We start from the raw sequence: 16,004 nt of genomic DNA, 5'->3' as shown, positions 1-16,004 counted from the left end.
TCGAGTTTGGGAGGAAACTCTTCGCGATCAGCTCACGTTGTCCGGCAGCACTTCCTTGCGCTTGGCCATGAATTCCACGAGCTGGTCGTCGATGCCCTGATCCAGCGGCGGCGCTTCATAGTCGCGCAGCATCTGCTTCCAGCGCTCGTTGGCGCGGACGACGATGTCCTTGCCGCCTTCGTCGCGCCACTGCTCGAAGGAATTGTTGTCGGCGAGCGAAGAGCGCCAGAAGGCCGTTTCGAAATTGGCCTGGGTGTGGGCGCAGCCGAGATAATGCGAGCCGGGGCCTACTTCCCGGATGGCGTCCATTGCCTGGCCATTTTCGCTGAAATCCACGCCCTCGGCGAACTTCTGGTACATGGTCAGCTGGTCGGCATCCATGATCAGCTTTTCATAGCCCGAGGCGAGGCCGCCTTCGAGCCAGCCTGCGGCATGGAGGCAGAAGTTGACGCCCGAGAGCAGCGTCGACCACATGGTGCTGGCGCTTTCATAGGCGGCCTGCGCATCAGGCAGCTTCGAGCCGCAAAGGCTGCCGCCGGAGCGGAAGGGAACGCCCATGCGGCGGGCGAGCTGGGCCGCACCGAAGGTGACCATGGCGGGTTCGGGCGAACCGAAGGTCGGCGCACCGGACTGCATGGACATGGAGGCCGCGAAGGTGCCGAACACCACCGGCACACCGGGGCGGCACAGCTGGGTAAACGCGATGCCGACAGAAGCTTCCGCGAGGATCTGGGTGAGCGTACCGACGGTCGTCACGGGCGACATGGCGCCGGCCACGATGAAGGGCGAGATCACGCAGGCCTGGTTGGCGCGGGCGAGAACCTTGAGGGCGCCGAGCATGACGCCGTCCCACACCATGGGCGAGTTGGCATTGATGAGCGACGTCATAACGCAGTTCTGGTCGACGAAGTCCTTGCCGAAGACCATTTCCGCCATGGCGACCGAGTCGGCCGAGCGTTCACCCGCCGTCACCGAAGCCATGAACGGCTTATCGGAATACTTGATGTGGGTGTAAATCATGTCGAGGTGGCGCTTGGCCACCGGAATGTCCACGGGCTCGCACAGCGTGCCGCCGGCATGGTGGAGGCTAGGCAGCATGTAGACGAGCTTGGCGAAGTTGCGGAAGTCCTCGATGGTGGCGTAACGGCGCCCCTCGTCGAGGTTGCGGATGAAGGGCGGGCCATAGACGGGTGCGAACACCGTGCTGTTGCCGCCGATCGTCACGTTGTTGGCGGGGTTCCTCGCGTGCTGCACGTATTCGCGCGGCGCCGTCTTGATGAGCGAGCGGACAAGGCCCTTGGGGAAGCGGACGCGGAAGCGCTTGGGGTCAATGGCGGAGGGCTTCACATCGGCGCCCGCGTCTTTCCACATGCGGACGGCTTCTTCATCCTCGTAGAAGTCGATGCCCAATTCCTGCAGAACCGTCTCGGCATTGGCCTCGATCAGCTCCAGCTGTTCGTCGGTGAACGGCTCATAGGGCCTGATGGCGCGGCGGATGAAGCCCGAGTGCTTGACGGTGGTCGAGGTGCGGGCGGCGCGGCGGGCATCGGCACCACCGCGGGCGCGGCGGCCGGTAGAGGGAGCGGGCTGGACGTCGGTCATGGAAGCGCCTGTTGAGAAGTTTTCACGTGAGGTGTGGTTTACGCTGAACTGGCCCCGGCGGCGTGAGAGGAAACGTCAGGGAAAGGCTAAGAAACGACGCCTCAGAACGACACCCTCAGGCTCTCCAGGCCATGGAAATGATAGGCATTGCGGTAGCTTGGGTGTTCCGCAAGGGCGAGTTTGGGCAGCCGCTGGAACAGCAGGGGCATGGCGATTGCCATTTCCAGCCGGGCCAGCGGGGCACCGATGCAGAAGTGGATGCCGGCGCCGAAGGCAACCTGCGGGTTGGGGTCGCGAGTGGGAATGAAGCGGTCAGGCTCCGGGAACCGCGCCGGGTCCCGGTTGGCCGCCCCGAGCATCAGTCCCACGCTCTCGCCCTTCCTCAGCCCGATGCCCGCATACGCGAGGTCTTCCAGCGCATAGCGGGTGAACAGGTGGAGCGGCGGGTCGAAGCGCAGCGTCTCCTCGATGCAGGCCTCGTCGATGCCGCTTCGGATATTCTGCTCAAGCAGGCACTTGATGCCGTTGCCGAGCGCGTGGACCGTTGCCTCATGTCCGGCATTGAGGAGCAGGATGGCGGTGGTGACGAGTTCATCCTCCGTCAGCTTGGCACCCTGTTCCTCAGCCTTGATGAGTTCGGACAAGAGATCGTGCTTTGGCGCCTTGCGCCGCCTGCCGATGTCGTCGCGCATGAAGGTCGAGAATTCCACGGTGGCCTTCACCGCATTGTCCTCGATCCCACGATCGCGGCGCGCCTGGTACATCGCCACCATGTCATGTGACCAGGCGAGCAGCTGTTGCGCCATGTCGGTGGGAATCCCCAGCAGATCGCAGATGACGATCACCGGGATCGGCGTTGCGAACTCCCTGAGCAGTTCCGCCTCGCCCTTGCCCTCAAAGCGGTCGATCAGGCCATTGGTCAGACTCGTGATGGCGGGCCGCAGCCGCTCCACCTGGCGCGACAGGAACGAGCGGTTGACGAGGCTCCTGAGCCTTGTGTGCACCGGCGGCTCGAGTTCCAGCAGGGAATGTGATTCGAATTGGTAGAAGGGCCTGAGGTGCGATGGCGTTTCGGGCCAGCCCAGTTCCTCGCGGCTTGCAACGTGGAGGATTTGCCGCCCGAAGCGCCGGTCGCGCAGCAACGCGTTCACGTCCTCGAAGCGTGAAAAGCACCAGATGCCATAGTGTTCCCATTTGAACACCGGCACTTCCGCCCGGATCGCGTGATAGGCGGGGTAGGGATCGTTGTAGAAACCCGGGTCCACCGGATCGAGAAAGACGGAACGTCGAACCTTATCGATGCGCATGGCTGGCATCTTCCTGCGAAGTCGCCTATTGGCGCAAGTCCGGCTATGAAGCAGCAGGTTTAGAGGGTCATCATGAAGGTTTACATCAGCGTCGACATCGAAGGCTGCGCCGGCATCACCCATTGGGACGAGGCAGAGAAGAACCATGCCGACTGGCAGGAATTCCGCGAGCAGATGACGCGCGAGGCGGTTGCCGCCATCGAGGGCGCCCAGATCGCCGGGGCGACTGAAATCCTGGTGAAGGATGCGCATTCCTCCGGCCGCAATATCATCGCCTCCATGCTGCCCGCTGATGTGCGCCTCATCCGGGCCTGGGCTGGCCATCCCCTGTGCATGGTGCAGGACCTCGACGAGACCTTCGATGCGGTGATGATGATCGGCTACCATTCCTCCGCCGGATCCGAGGAAAACAGCCTCGCCCACACCCTGTCTCACGATGCCGCAGAAATCCGCATCAACGGCAGGCGTGCGTCCGAATACCTGATCCATTCACTGGCCTCCTCCATGCTCGGCGTGCCGACGGTTTTCGTCAGCGGTGACTTGGGGCTCATGATGGAAATCGAAGAGGTGAACCCACACGTGGGGCGCTGCGCAGTGAAGGAAGGCCGTGGCCAGTCGACAATTTCGATGACGCCGGCCGCCGCCACGAAGGCGATCCGCGAGGGGGCCGCCGCAGCATTGCGCGGCAACCTCAAGGAGTCGCTGCTCGAGGTGCCGGAGCATGTGATCGTCGAGATCACCTATTCCAACCCGGTGCTGGCGGCACGCCACCAGTGGTACCCCGGCATGGAACATGTCGGAAACCGCACCGTCCGTTTCGAGACCAACCACTATTTCGACGTGCTGCGCATGTTGAACTACGTGACCTGATGCGGGATACGGCAAAACTCTCGGTCGAATTCATCCTGCTGGTGGCGCTGCTCAACGCCATGGTGGCGATGTCGATCGACACCATGTTGCCGGCCATCGGCACCATCGCGCATGAGCTGGGTGCGGCGGACCCCAACAGCCGGCAGTTCATCATCACCACCTTCTTCGGCGGCTTGACGCTGGGCACGCTGATCTATGGCCCGTGGTCGGATGCGCTGGGCCGCAAGCCCACCATCGTCATCGGCCTCACCTTCTATGCGCTGGGCTCGCTGATCTGCCTGTTCTCGGTGAACTTCCCGATGATCCTGATTGGCCGTGCCATCCAGGGTTTCGGCGCCTCCGCCCCGCGCATCGTGTCGATCGCCATGGTACGCGATGGGCAGGCCGGTGCCGCCATGGCGCGCGTCATGTCCTTCGTGATGATGGTGTTCATGCTGGTGCCCATGCTGGCGCCCTCCATTGGCACGCTGGTGCTGCTGTTTGCCGACTGGCGCATGATCTTCGTCGGATTCCTCGCCGTTGGCGTCATCGCCGGTCTGTGGCTATGGTTCCGACAGGCCGAGACGCTGCCTCCCGACAGGCGCACGCCGCTTGCCGTCGGCTCCCTCATTTCCGCCGCGTGGGAAGTCCTGAGGAACCCCATCGCCATGGGCTATACGGTGGCCGCGGGCACGATCTTCGGTGCCTTCATCGTCTATCTCGGCACCTCGCAGCAGGTGTTTGCCGAGCTTTACGGGCAGGGCGCCTACTTCGCGCTGTGGTTCGCCTTTTTCGCGGGCGGCATGGCCATTGCCATGATGGTCAACGCCCGGCTTGTCATGCGCCTAGGGATGCGGCGGCTGTCGAAATATGCGTTGCGCGGCTTCCTGGTGCTGGCGGCCATGGCACTTGTGGTGAGCCTGCTGGCCCACGGCCTGCCGCCCCTGTGGTTCATTGCGGGCTACCTGTTTCTCAGCTTCTTCTGCTCTGGCCTGCTGTTCGGCAACTTCAACGCCATCGCCATGGAACCGATGGGCCGCATCGCCGGCATGGCGGCGGCGATCATCGGTTCGCTGTCATCCCTGATCGCCATCGTCACGGGGGGATACATCGGGCAGCTGTACAATGGCACGGTGATCCCGCTGGTGGGCGGTTTCGCCGGGCTGGGCCTGGTCACCTTCCTTGTCACCGAATGGGCAGAACGCCGCAGGACGTGAGGTTTCTGCACCTTGCCGAAGGGCGCCCAAGTCTGATACCAACGCCCCCGTGTCCAAGCATTATTCAGCCTTAGCCCTCGCGCGCCACGCCCTCGACCCGGATATGCCGTGGCCGAAGGCGTGGGAGTCACCCGAACCCAAATCCTCCTATGACGTGGTGATCGTCGGCGGCGGCGGTCATGGGCTTGCCACCGCCTATTACCTCGCCAAGAACCACGGCATCACCAATGTGGCGGTGATCGAGAAGAGCTATATCGGCTCCGGCAACGTGGGCCGCAACACCACGCTGATCCGCTCCAACTACATGATCGGCGGCAACACCGCCTTCTTCGAGCATTCGCTGAAGCTGTGGGAGGGGCTCTCCCACGAGCTGAACTTCAACTGCATGGTGTCGCAGCGCGGCCAGATCGTGCTGGCGGTGAACCCGGTGCAGATGGATGTCTTCGCGCGCCGCGGCAACACCATGCGGCTCAACGGCATCGACGCCGAGCTGCTGGATGCGGGCGAGGTGCGCAAGCTGCTGCCCTATCTCGACTGGTCCAGGGATGCGCGCTGGCCGATCCATGGCGCCATCATGCAGCCGCGCGCCGGCACCGTGCGCCATGATGCCGTAGTCTGGGGCTATGCCCGCGCCGCCTCGGCACTTGGCGTGCACATCATCGAGAATTGCGAGGTGACGGGCTTCGTCATCGAGGACGGCAAGTGCTCTGGTGTTGAAACCTCGCGCGGCCGCATCAACGCCGGAAAGGTGGGCATCGCGGTTGCGGGCCACACGTCCCATGTCGCCAAGATGGCGGGCCTCGAGCTGCCCGTCGAAAGCCACATCCTGCAGGCCTTCGTGACGGAGCCGATCAAGCCCATCGTCGATAACGTCATCTCCTGGGGCGCGGAGCTGTTCTACCTGTCGCAGTCGGACAAGGGTGGCCTCGTCTTCGGTGGCCACATCGACGGCTTCAACACCTATACCCAGCGCGGCCAGTTCAATCGCATCCAGACGGTGGCGGAATGTGCTGTCTCGCTCATGCCCTTCATCTCGCGCCTGCGCATGCTGCGCCACTGGGGCGGCATCCAGGACATGACGCCCGACGGCAGCCCCTTCATCAGCCGCACGCCGGTGAGGAACCTCTATCTCAACGGCGGCTGGTGCTACCAGGGCTTCAAGGCAACGCCCGCCTCGGGCTGGACCTATTCCCACACCATCGCCCATGACCAGGAACATGAGCTCGTTCGCGACTTCGCCCTCGACCGTTTCGAAAAGGGCAAAGAGCTTGACGAGTTCGGCCTCGGCAACTGGACCTACAAGCAATGATGCTCCCCTGCCCACATTGCGGCGACCGCGACGTCTCCGAATTCCGCTATGGCGGCGATGCCTCGAAAGAGCGCCCCGCTCATGGAACGGGCGACCTCCAGACCTGGCATGACTATGTCTTCCTGTTCGAGAACCCGAAAGGTCCGCACACGGAATACTGGCAGCATGTGCTGGGCTGCCGCCGCTGGTTCACGCTTGCCCGCAACACCGCCACCAACGAGATCGGCGGGGTGGTGTCATGACGACTTTCCGCAGGCTTCCCAAGGGTGGTCGCATCGACCGCGCCAAGCCGGTTTCCGCCCGTTTCGATGGCAAAGACCTGTCGGGCTTCGCAGGCGACACGCTGGCCTCGGCCCTGCTCGCCAATGACAAGGTGCTGGTGGGCCGCAGCTTCAAGTATCATCGCCCGCGCGGCCTCGTCGCCGCAGGGATCGAGGAGCCGAACGGCCTGTTCACGCTGGGCGAGGGTGCCACGACCGAGCCCAATGTCGCGGCCACCATGGTGGACCTCGTCGACGGTCTCGTGGCCAAGACGCAGAATGCCTGGCCCTCAGCCGACTTCGACCTCATGGCGGTGAATTCGATTCTGTCGCCCCTGTTCCAGTCGGGCTTCTACTACAAGACCTTCATGGGGCCCTCGAAGGGTTCATGGATGTTCTACGAGCCTTTCATCCGCAAGGCGGCGGGCCTGGGCAAGGCGACCGACCTTCCCGACCCTGGCCGCTATGACATGCTCTTCGCCTTCTGCGACGTGCTGGTCATCGGCTCGGGCCCCGCGGGCCTTGCCGCTGCATTGACGGCAGGCCGCAGTGGCGCCCGCGTGGTGCTGGCCGAGCAGGATTCGGACTTCGGCGGTTCGCTGCTGTCCGGCAATGATGCCGAGCATGAGGCCTGGCGCATCGCTTGCGTGGACGAATTGAAGGGCCTTGCCAACGTCGAGGCCTTCACCCGCACCACCGTGCAGGGCCTCTATGACGGCAACCTCGCTATTCTCGTGGAAAACCGCAGCCACCTCCGCCCCGATGCGCGGAAGGGCGAGGCGCGCATGCTGCTGACGCAGCTTCGCGCGAAAACCATCGTCATGGCCACCGGCGCCATCGAGCGGCCGCTGGTCTTCTCCAACAATGACAGGCCGGGCGTGATGCTGGCCTCAGCACTTCGCAGCTATGCCAACCGCTTCGCGGTGGCGCCCGACAAGCGCGCGGTGATCGTCGCCAACAATGATACGGCCTATCAGGCTGCGCTCGACCTCGCGGACGCGGGCGTCGCCGTTACGGTGGCGGACCATCGCGCCGCCGTCTCGGCTGACATCCTGTCGCGCGCCGGAGCCAAGGGCATCGCCATCTTCCCGGGCAGCGGCATCTTCGATGTCGAAGGCTCCAAGGGTGTGAAGCGCGTGAAGCTGGGCGGCGCGCATGCCGTCACCATCGAGTGCGATGTCGTCGGCATGGCCGGGGGCTGGTCGCCGGTTGTCCATGTTTCCTCTCATGGCGGCATCAAGCCGAAATATGACGAAGCAGTGGCTGGCTTCGTGCCCGGCGGCTTCGCGCCCACGCATTTCGGCGCCGGCGCCATGATGGGAACCTTCGGTCTCTCGGCGGCCGTCGCGGAAGGCGCCAATGCCGGCGCCTCCGCTGCGTCCTCGGCTGGCTTCGGCAAGACGCGTCCCGTCTATGCGCCGGAACATGCGACGGACCGCACCTATGCCATCCTGCCCACATGGACGCCCGCCTACAGCGCCAAGGGCAAGGCCTTCGTCGATTTCCAGAGTGACGTGACCATCAAGGACGTGAAGATCGCGCACCAGGAAGGCTATCGCTCGGTGGAGCACCTGAAGCGCTATACGACGCTCGGCATGGGCACCGACCAGGGCAAGACCTCCAACATCAATGCGCTTGCATTGATGGCCGAATATCGCGGCATCACCATTCCGGAAGCAGGCACCACCACCTTCCGGCCGCCTTACGCGCCACTCACCATGGGCGCCATCGCGGGCCGCACGGTGGGCGCACATTTCCGCCCGGTGCGCCTGTCGCCGCTCAATGACTGGCACGTGAAGAACGGCGGCATCTTCATCGATGCAGGCCTGTGGAAGCGTGCCTGGTACTATGCCTGGGCCGGCAATTCGCCCGAGACGGCCTACGTCAAGGAAATGGAGCTCGTCCGCCGTGGCGTGGGCCTCGCCGACGTCTCGACGCTCGGCAAGATCGACATCCAGGGGTCGGACTCGGCGGAGTTGTTGAACCGCGTCTATGTCAATGGCTTCGCCAAGCTGCCTGTTGGCAAGGTGCGCTATGGCGTGATGCTGAACGACGACGGCATCGTGCTGGATGACGGCACCACGGCGCGCATCACCGAGAACCAGTTCTACATGACCACCACCACCGCGCAGGCGGGCGAGGTGATGAGCTGGCTTGAATACCTGCTGCAGATGCACTGGCCGGAGCTGAACGTGCAGGTGGCCTCGCTCACCGACGAGTGGGCGGGCATGGCCGTTTCGGGGCCCAAGGCACGCGAAGCGTTGCAGCTGGCCTTCCCGGAGGCTGACCTTTCTGATGCGGCACTGCCCTACATGGGCTGCAAGGACATCGTGTTCGAGGGCGTCACCGTGCGCCTGCTGCGCATGTCCTTCTCGGGCGAACTCGCCTACGAGGTCCATGTCGCGGCGGATTATGCCATCAGCCTGTGGGAGCATATCCTGAAGGCCGCAGGCTCGACCGGCATCAAGCCCTATGGCCTGGAAGCCCTGGCCAGCCTGCGTATCGAGAAGGGTCATGTGGCTGGCCTCGAGCTTGACCACCGCAACACGCTCGATGACTTGGGCCTCGGCAAGATGGCCGGCAAGGAAAAGGACTATGTCGGCAAGGCGCTGCGCTTTCGCGAGGATTGCCAGCGGCCCGAACGCTGGAGCCTCGTCGGCCTCGAGCTGATGGAGCCTGACAAGAAGCTGCGCGGTGGCTCGATCCTGTTTGCGGCAACGGACGAGATCAAGGGCCACGGGCGTGGCTACATCACCTCGGTGACGTGGTCGACGGAGCTCAACAAGTTCATCGCCCTCGGCCTCTTCGACGGTGGCCTGAAGCATGAGGGCGAGGAGATCATCGCTGCCTTCCCGCTCAAGAACGAGCAGGCGCGGCTGAAGATCGTGTCGCCCCACTTCATCGACAAGGAAGGAGCCCGCCTGCATGCTTGAGCGCAGATCAGCACTGGCAAGCGCGAAGCCCTTTGTGAGCGCGGTTCTCAGGATCGCCGAACGCCCCGGCTTCACGCTGACGCAGGTGGCAGGTCTTTCACCGGATTTCGGGGCAAGGCTCGCCGCCGTCGTCGGCACGCTGCCGGAGAAGGTGCAGCAGGCGGAGGTAAATGGCGCGCACACGCTGTTCCGCATTGGACCGGCCCAGTTCTGGATTGTCGGACCCGAGACGGATGATGTGCCGTCCAGGCTCAAGGGCCAGTGCGCGGTAACACCGCTGTCGAGCAGCCGCACGCGCATCGCGCTTGAGGGTGCTCCGGCGCGGGAGGTTCTGGCACGGCTGATTCCCGTCGATCTCCACCCGTCGGTGTTCACGCCCGGCGCTGTGGCGCTCACCGGCATTCACCACACGCCCGTCACCGTGCATTGCACGGGAGAGAACAGCTTCGACATCTATGCGATGCGCACCTTCGCCGTGAATGTGTGGGATGCCGTCACCGATGCGGCGCGCGTGTTCGCAGATAGTCGGTAAGCGGCAGCAGCCCCGCCTTGCGCGCACGTGCGCGCGGGTAGAAGGCGCAATAGTCATGGCCGAGCGGCAGGGCCTGTGGGTCGAGAGCCACCAGCGTGCCGTTCTCCAGCCCTTCCTGCGCCAGCGCCCGCTGGCCCAGCGCAATGCCCAGCCCGCGCCGTGCGAAATCGAGGGCGAGCTGTGATGAACCGACGCGGTGGCCCTTTGCCGGGTCGATGCGGCGGAAGGGCAAAAAGCACGCGAGCCATTCATCCCACGAGGGATGCGAGCCGAAGTCCTGCCCCCAGCTCGTGTGGATGAACAGGCTGTCGTCGGCATTGGCCAGAGAGAGCTCGGCGGCCAGCTTCGGCGCACACAGCGGCAGCACCGCGTCGCGGAACAGCGACACGCTCGCGAGCCCCGGATAGTGCGCACTGGCATAGCCGATGCGCAGGTCGATCTCGCCACCAGCGAAATCCACGGGGTCATTCTCGACGCGCAGGTCGATGCGCAGGGCGCCTGCCTGCGTGAACTCGGCCAGCGCCGGCATGAACCAGCATTCGGCAAGCGACGGGATGACGCTCACCACCAGCTTGGCGCGGCTGCTGCCTGCCAGCACGCGCTGTGTCAGCGCCGCGATGTCCTCGAGGGCTGGCGATATCCCTGCATGGATGGCCTGGCCGGCATCGGTGAGCACGATGCGGTTGTTGAGCCTGGTGAACAGCTTGCGCTTGAGGAAGGTTTCAAGGTTCCGCACCTGCTGGCTGATGGCCGCTGGGCTCACATTCAATTCGGCAGCGGCCGTGACATAGCTTCCGGTGCGGGCGGCTGCTTCAAAATATTTCAATGCGTTAAGAGGAGGAAGCTTCAGCATGCCGACCCATCTGGATAAGATTATCCAAGCCAGACTAACATTTTGACCCGTTGTCGCAAACAGGTCCTGTGCGATCCTCGGGGCTTGGGTACGTCCGGAGACAGCCATGCGCCACATTCTCGATCTTGACCGCTATCCGCTGGACAGGCCGGGCACGCCGGAATGGCATGCGCTGGTGGCGCACTGCCGCGCCGACCTGGCGCAGAACGGCATGTTCAACCTCGAAGGCTTCGTGAAGCCAGATGCCCTGCAGCAGGCAATTGCCGAGATCCGCCCGGTGATGGAGACGCTCTCCTTCACCCACCGCCGCAACCACAACATCTACTTCAAGAAGGACATTCCCAGTCTGGCGCCTGACCATCCGGCACTCGCCCTTTGCGAAACGGTGAACCACACGGTCTGCGCGGATCAGATCATGCAGTCGATCCCGGTGTGGATCTATGAGTGGTCGCACTTTGTTACTTTCCTCGCCGCCACAATGGGCAAGGACGCACTGTTCCCGGCGCGCGACGATCTCGCACGCGTGAACGTGATGGCCTATCGCGAGGGCGAGGCGCTGAACTGGCACTTCGACCGCAGCGAATTCACCACCACGCTGCTGCTGCAGGCACCGGACCAGGGCGGCGAGTTCATCTACCGCACGGATCTTCGCAGCGATGATAACCCCAACTACGACGGTGTCGCCCACCTGCTGCGCGGCGAGGACCCGTTGGTGAAGTCACTCAACCTCACGGCCGGAACGCTCAACGTCTTCCGCGGCAAGAACACGGCCCACAAGGTGGGCACGGTAAAGGGCGCGCGCGAGCGCATGATCGCCGTGTTCTCCTACTTCGACAGGCCGGGCGTGGTGTTCAGCCGCGAGGACCAGCTGGGGTTCTATGGCAGGATGAGCTGAGGGCGGTTGACGTCCCCCACTCATCATGGCCGGGCTTGTCCCGGCCATCTTTTTCTGGCGCGGCGTATAGGATGCCCGGGTCAAGCCCGGGCATGATGAGGCTAAAGGGCAGGAGAACTACTTCTTCACATCCGCGACGGTTGCCCCCGACATCTCCGCCAGTTGCGTGAAGCCGATCTCGAAGACTGCATTCGGTGTTCCGCCCGCCGCCCACACCGTTGGGTAGGCCTTGAGGTCATCGTCGAGATAGATCACGCAAGGGCTCGCATGGGCGACCGGCGGAACGCCGCCCACCTCGAAGCCCGTCATCTCCTTCACGAAGTCAGGCTGCGCGCGTTCGATCTTCTCGCCCAGCAGCGTGCGGATCTTCTTCTCGTCCACGCGGTTGACGCCCGAAGCGATGACCATCACCGGCCTGCCGCTGGCGCTGCGGAACAGGATCGACTTGGCGATCTGGGCGAGGCTGCAGCCGATGGCGTCGGCCGCCTCCTGCGCGGTGTGGGTGCTCTCGTCGAACTCGACCACGGTGAAGTTGGGCCCCAGCGCAGCCGCGACGCGCAGCGCGTTCGGATGCGCCGAGGCCCGCATGGGGTCAGCCCCTCATCCGCTTGCCTTCGGGGTCGAAGGGCGGCTCGGTGATGATGGTGGCCTTGCGGTTGTCGCCGATGATCTCGATCTCGAAGGCGCCGGGCGACGTGTCGCCCGCCAGTTCGACGGGCACGTAGCCCTGCGCCATCGACCTGTCGACGTAATGCGCGAAGCCACCCGACGTGACCCAGCCAACCACCTTGCCCTTAGCCCAAATCGGCTCGTCGCCCAGCACGTCAGCATCCGCCGCATCGACGATGAAGGACACGCGGCGAAGCTTGCCGCCGGTTCGCTTTTCTTCCATCGCGGCCTCGCGGCCAATGAAGTCATTCTTGCCCAAGTCGATGAAGCGATCCATGCCGGCCTCGAAGCCGCCGTAGATGGGGCGGAGCTCGCGGAACCAGGTGGGGAAGTTTTTCTCGAGGCGCATGCAGAGCAGAGCGCGCATGCCGAAGTTGACGATGCCGTGGGCCTCACCCGCGCGCATGATCTCCTGGTAGAGGCGGCGCTGATACTCGGGTGCCACCCAGATTTCATAGCCCAAGTCACCGGTATAGGTGACGCGGTTGATGAGGGCGGGCACATGCGCCACTTCCATCGAACGATGGTCCATGAACTTGAAGGCGGCGTTGGACACGTCCTCGTCCACCAGCTGCTGCAGCACCTCGCGGGACTTCGGCCCCGCGATGGAGAGGCCGACGAGGCCCATGTCATAGCGGTGGATATGGACCGAGCCGTCCTTCGGCAAATGCTGCTCGAACCAGCGCATGTGATACTTCTGCGCCTGGGACGAACCCCACATGTAGAAGCAGTCATCCGCCGCCTTGGCGATGGTGAAGTCGCCGATCAGCTTGCCGGCGGGGTTCAGCATCGGCGTCAGGATGAGGCGGCCCGTCTTCGGCATCTTGTTGGTCATCATGCGCGACAGGAAGGCTTCAGCACCCGGGCCAGAGAAGCGGTACTTGGCGAAATTGGCGATCTCGGTGACGCCCACGCCGTTGCGCGTGGCCAGCACCTCCGCCTTCACATGCTTGAAGTCGTTGGAGCGGCGGAAGGACACGACATCCTTGGGCTCGACACCCTTGGGCGCGAACCACAGCGGGGTTTCGAGGCCCCAGCTATCGCCCATCACGGCACCCTGCGCGATCATCGTGTCATAGAGTGCGGTGGTCTGCTGCGGGCGTGCCGCGGGCAGTTCCTCGTTGGGGAAGCGGATCGAGAAGCGGCGGGAATAGTTCTCGCGCACCTTCTCGTTGGTGTAGGTGCGGGTCGCCCATTCTCCGAAGCGGGCGCAGTCCATGGCCCAGACGTCGAAGCCCGGGTCGCCGTTCACCATCCACTGCGACAGTGCGAGGCCCACGCCGCCACCCTGGCTGAAGCCCGCCATGACGCCGCAGGCGAGCCAGAAGTTCTGCACGCCCTGCACCGGGCCGACGATCGGGTTGCCGTCCGGCGTGAAGGTGAAGGGCCCGTTGATCACGCGCTTGATGCCGGCCTCTGCGAGTGCGGGGAAGTGCTTGTAGCCAAGCTCGAGGTTCGGCGCGATCCGGTCGAGGTCGGGCTGCAGCAGCTCGCGGCCGAAGGCCCATGGCGTGTTCTTGGGGCTCCACGGCACGCAGGCGCGCTCATAGGTGCCGAGCACCATGCCGGAACGTTCCTGGCGCATGTAGATCTCTGACTTGAAGTCGATGATATGCGGCAGCTCGTGGCCGCGCTCCTTGTTGTAGGCAACGACCTCCGGCATTTCGTCGGTGACGAGATACATGTGCTCCATGGCAAGCACGGGAAGCTCGATCCCCACCATGCGGCCCACTTCGCGCGCCCAGAGGCCGCCGCAGTTGACGACATGCTCGGCGTGGATGTTGCCCTTGTTGGTGATCACGTCCCAGGTGCCGTCAGGCCGGTGCGTCAGCTCCTCGACCTTGGTGTCCTGGTAGATCTCGGCCCCGCCGATGCGCGCGGACTTGGCATAGGCATGCGTGGTGCCCTCGGGGTCGAGGTTGCCGTCGGCGGCGTCGATCATCGCGCCGACGAAATACTTCTCTTCCAGCAGCGGATGCATCTTCTTGGCTTCCGCCATGGAGATGATCTCGGTCTCGAGGCCAAGGTAGCGGGCGCGGGCATGGGCCATCTTCAGCCATTCCATGCGCTCATGCGTGTCGGCGAGGATGAGGCCGCCCGAGCGGTGAAGGCCGCAGGCCTGGCCCGAGATCTTCTCAAGCTCGTTGTAGAGCGCGATCGTATAGCCCTGAAGCTTGGCCACGTTCGGGTCACCGTTCAGCGTGTGGAAACCGCCCGCGGCATGCCAGGTGGAGCCGGAGGTGAGGATGTCGCGCTCGACCAGCACCACGTCCTTCCGGCCTGCCTTGGTGAGATGATAGAGCACCGAACAGCCGACGACGCCGCCGCCGATCACCACCACACGAGCCTGGGTCTTCATGGAAATATCCTTGCGAAATGGGAGTTTCGGTGCGTGTTCTAGCCCCTCCGGACGGGGCTCCGCAATCAACGTCGCGGTGAAAAGAATTCATCCAAAAAGAAATGGCCCCGCCGATGGGCAGGGCCACTTCAGGATAGAGAAAGGAGAAGGACTTAGATGGCGTCCTTGACTTCCTTGGCGGCGCGGAACGCCAGCTTCTTGGAGGCCTTGATCTTGATGGCTTCGCCGGTGGCCGGGTTGCGGCCCATGCGGGCGGGGCGCTTCTTGACCTGGAAGATGCCGAGGCCGGTGACGCGCACCTTGTGGCCCTTCTTCAGGTTCTTGACGGTCAGCTCGACGAAGGCGCTGAGGAATTCGCCCGCGGCCTTCTTCGACATCTCGTGCTTCTCGGCGAGTTCAGCCGCGATCTTCGAAAGGGCAATCGTCTGGATCTTGTCGTCAGTAGCCATGTTGTGTCTCCTTATTGGGGTTGGCTGGCAACCGCGTTAATCCCGTTTTCGATTCGCGAAAACTCTTATTTTCCGGGGTTTTTTCGGGAGGGTGCTTGAAAAACCCTTGAGAATAGGGGCTCAGCATCACGTCGTCGACGCGTCAAAAATAAAAACAAAACAATAACAATAAGTTAGCAATCAAGTCTTGGTCGGCGGCGGCTTGCCCGGCGCTTGCGTTGCGATGTCCAGATGGTTCTTCAGGGGGATCGGCGGCAGCACATGCTTTGTGGAAAACCTGTCCAGATTGATGCGCCGCTGTGGTTCGAGCGATTCGCCCGACATGTTTTGCGCATGCACGCGGATGGCCACCACGGGCATGCGGATGTGGGTGAGCGGGTGCCCGGAGCGGGCGACGCGCAGGTACCAGTCCCAGTCCCAGTAGAATGGCAGTGACTCGTCGAAGGGGCCGAGTGCGGCATGCATCGCGCGGCGATAGATGACGCCGGAGATCAGGATGGTGTTGTCGCGCATCAGCGACTGCCCATCAGCCTCGAAGGCGAAGGGCATTTCGGGCCGCCCGTCCTCGAAGCGCAGCACGCCGTCGCAGAAGCAGAAGTCAGCCCCGCGGTCGAAGGCATCCGAGGCCCTGGCGAAATAGGACGTATCGGTGAACCAGTCGTCATCGTCGAGAAAGCAGATGCAGTCGCCGGTGGCCTGGGCGACCCCAATGTTGCGTGCGGGAACAGGCCCCCGCTCACGATTGTCCAGCACGGTGATGGAGGGGTGCA

The 16,004-nt window shown here is 63.8% G+C and carries 14 protein-coding genes; 7 read left to right on the top strand and 7 right to left on the bottom strand.

The window, feature by feature from the left end; all coding sequences use genetic code 11:
- Positions 1-27: 27 nt before the first annotated feature.
- Positions 28-1,602: a trimethylamine methyltransferase family protein gene (locus tag WCJ41_RS12980; RefSeq protein ID WP_336906251.1), complete on the bottom strand. Its 1,575-nt coding sequence runs from the start codon at positions 1,600-1,602 to the stop codon at positions 28-30.
- 101 nt (positions 1,603-1,703) lie between these two features.
- Positions 1,704-2,918 carry a cytochrome P450 gene (locus WCJ41_RS12975; RefSeq protein WP_336906250.1) on the bottom strand — a complete coding sequence of 405 codons (1,215 nt, stop codon included), beginning with the start codon at positions 2,916-2,918 and terminating at the stop codon, positions 1,704-1,706.
- A 63-nt stretch (positions 2,919-2,981) separates the two neighbouring features.
- Here WCJ41_RS12975 and WCJ41_RS12970 point away from each other — a divergent pair, with 63 nt between their 5' ends.
- Genes WCJ41_RS12970 through WCJ41_RS12945 form a run of 6 tightly spaced genes read left to right on the top strand, consistent with a single transcriptional unit; the run spans position 2,982 to position 10,009 of the window.
- A complete protein-coding gene (locus WCJ41_RS12970) occupies positions 2,982-3,779 on the top strand; it encodes a M55 family metallopeptidase (protein ID WP_336906249.1) in 798 nt (265 codons plus the stop codon).
- Positions 3,779-4,975, top strand: coding sequence for a multidrug effflux MFS transporter (locus tag WCJ41_RS12965; RefSeq protein ID WP_336906248.1), 1,197 nt, complete (start codon positions 3,779-3,781; stop codon positions 4,973-4,975). Before WCJ41_RS12970 ends, WCJ41_RS12965 begins: the two co-directional genes overlap by 1 nt.
- A gap of 49 nt (positions 4,976-5,024) precedes the next feature.
- Positions 5,025-6,284, top strand: a complete 1,260-nt coding sequence (locus WCJ41_RS12960) for a sarcosine oxidase subunit beta family protein (protein WP_336906247.1) — start codon at positions 5,025-5,027, stop codon at positions 6,282-6,284.
- Positions 6,281-6,526: a sarcosine oxidase subunit delta gene (locus WCJ41_RS12955; RefSeq protein ID WP_336906246.1), complete on the top strand. Its 246-nt coding sequence runs from the start codon at positions 6,281-6,283 to the stop codon at positions 6,524-6,526. The genes WCJ41_RS12960 and WCJ41_RS12955 overlap by 4 nt, the downstream gene beginning before the upstream one ends.
- A complete protein-coding gene (locus tag WCJ41_RS12950; RefSeq protein ID WP_336906245.1) occupies positions 6,523-9,477 on the top strand; it encodes a sarcosine oxidase subunit alpha family protein in 2,955 nt (984 codons plus the stop codon). Before WCJ41_RS12955 ends, WCJ41_RS12950 begins: the two co-directional genes overlap by 4 nt.
- Positions 9,470-10,009 carry a sarcosine oxidase subunit gamma family protein gene (locus WCJ41_RS12945; RefSeq protein WP_336906244.1) on the top strand — a complete coding sequence of 180 codons (540 nt, stop codon included), beginning with the start codon at positions 9,470-9,472 and terminating at the stop codon, positions 10,007-10,009. The genes WCJ41_RS12950 and WCJ41_RS12945 overlap by 8 nt, the downstream gene beginning before the upstream one ends.
- On the opposite strand, the gene WCJ41_RS12940 is transcribed toward WCJ41_RS12945, so the two are convergent.
- Entirely contained in the window at positions 9,972-10,862 is an 891-nt protein-coding gene (locus WCJ41_RS12940) for a LysR substrate-binding domain-containing protein (RefSeq protein WP_336906243.1), read from the bottom strand. The two genes, WCJ41_RS12945 and WCJ41_RS12940, sit on opposite strands and share 38 nt — an antisense overlap.
- A gap of 106 nt (positions 10,863-10,968) precedes the next feature.
- Between WCJ41_RS12940 and WCJ41_RS12935 the strand changes: the two genes are divergently transcribed.
- Positions 10,969-11,757 carry a 2OG-Fe(II) oxygenase gene (locus tag WCJ41_RS12935; protein WP_336906242.1) on the top strand — a complete coding sequence of 263 codons (789 nt, stop codon included), beginning with the start codon at positions 10,969-10,971 and terminating at the stop codon, positions 11,755-11,757.
- A gap of 117 nt (positions 11,758-11,874) precedes the next feature.
- Here the strand turns inward: WCJ41_RS12935 and WCJ41_RS12930 are convergent, their stop codons facing one another.
- The 4 genes from WCJ41_RS12930 to WCJ41_RS12915 form a co-directional block, all read right to left on the bottom strand.
- Positions 11,875-12,345, bottom strand: coding sequence for a YbaK/EbsC family protein (locus WCJ41_RS12930; protein ID WP_336906241.1), 471 nt, complete (start codon positions 12,343-12,345; stop codon positions 11,875-11,877).
- 4 nt (positions 12,346-12,349) lie between these two features.
- Complete coding sequence (locus WCJ41_RS12925; protein WP_336906240.1) at positions 12,350-14,785, bottom strand: FAD-dependent oxidoreductase; 2,436 nt, start codon at positions 14,783-14,785, stop codon at positions 12,350-12,352.
- A 152-nt stretch (positions 14,786-14,937) separates the two neighbouring features.
- Positions 14,938-15,234 (bottom strand): HU family DNA-binding protein, encoded by a 297-nt coding sequence (locus tag WCJ41_RS12920; RefSeq protein ID WP_336906239.1) that lies wholly within the window; start codon positions 15,232-15,234, stop codon positions 14,938-14,940.
- A gap of 180 nt (positions 15,235-15,414) precedes the next feature.
- Positions 15,415-16,004 (bottom strand): glycosyltransferase (locus WCJ41_RS12915; protein ID WP_336906238.1); only part of this gene is annotated, 590 nt, incomplete at its 5' end.

Source organism: Aestuariivirga sp., assembly GCF_037139295.1.
Lineage (GTDB): Bacteria > Pseudomonadota > Alphaproteobacteria > Rhizobiales > Aestuariivirgaceae > Aestuariivirga.
The sequence above is the reverse complement of the archived record's forward strand: the minus strand, read 5'-3'. Positions and strand labels throughout refer to the sequence as shown.

Bases quoted from the DNA above. Each gene is read 5' to 3' on its own strand.
- WCJ41_RS12965 (WP_336906248.1), top strand. From the start codon at position 3,779: ATGCGGGATACGGCAAAACTCTCGGTCGAATTCATCCTGCTGGTGGCG.
- WCJ41_RS12970 (WP_336906249.1), top strand. From the start codon at position 2,982: ATGAAGGTTTACATCAGCGTCGACATCGAAGGCTGCGCCGGCATCACC.
- WCJ41_RS12920 (WP_336906239.1), bottom strand. From the start codon at position 15,234: ATGGCTACTGACGACAAGATCCAGACGATTGCCCTTTCGAAGATCGCG.
- WCJ41_RS12955 (WP_336906246.1), top strand. From the start codon at position 6,281: ATGATGCTCCCCTGCCCACATTGCGGCGACCGCGACGTCTCCGAATTC.
- WCJ41_RS12930 (WP_336906241.1), bottom strand. From the start codon at position 12,345: ATGCGGGCCTCGGCGCATCCGAACGCGCTGCGCGTCGCGGCTGCGCTG.
- WCJ41_RS12945 (WP_336906244.1), top strand. From the start codon at position 9,470: ATGCTTGAGCGCAGATCAGCACTGGCAAGCGCGAAGCCCTTTGTGAGC.
- WCJ41_RS12925 (WP_336906240.1), bottom strand. From the start codon at position 14,785: ATGAAGACCCAGGCTCGTGTGGTGGTGATCGGCGGCGGCGTCGTCGGC.
- WCJ41_RS12975 (WP_336906250.1), bottom strand. From the start codon at position 2,918: ATGCCAGCCATGCGCATCGATAAGGTTCGACGTTCCGTCTTTCTCGAT.
- WCJ41_RS12950 (WP_336906245.1), top strand. From the start codon at position 6,523: ATGACGACTTTCCGCAGGCTTCCCAAGGGTGGTCGCATCGACCGCGCC.
- WCJ41_RS12940 (WP_336906243.1), bottom strand. From the start codon at position 10,862: ATGCTGAAGCTTCCTCCTCTTAACGCATTGAAATATTTTGAAGCAGCC.
- WCJ41_RS12980 (WP_336906251.1), bottom strand. From the start codon at position 1,602: ATGACCGACGTCCAGCCCGCTCCCTCTACCGGCCGCCGCGCCCGCGGT.
- WCJ41_RS12935 (WP_336906242.1), top strand. From the start codon at position 10,969: ATGCGCCACATTCTCGATCTTGACCGCTATCCGCTGGACAGGCCGGGC.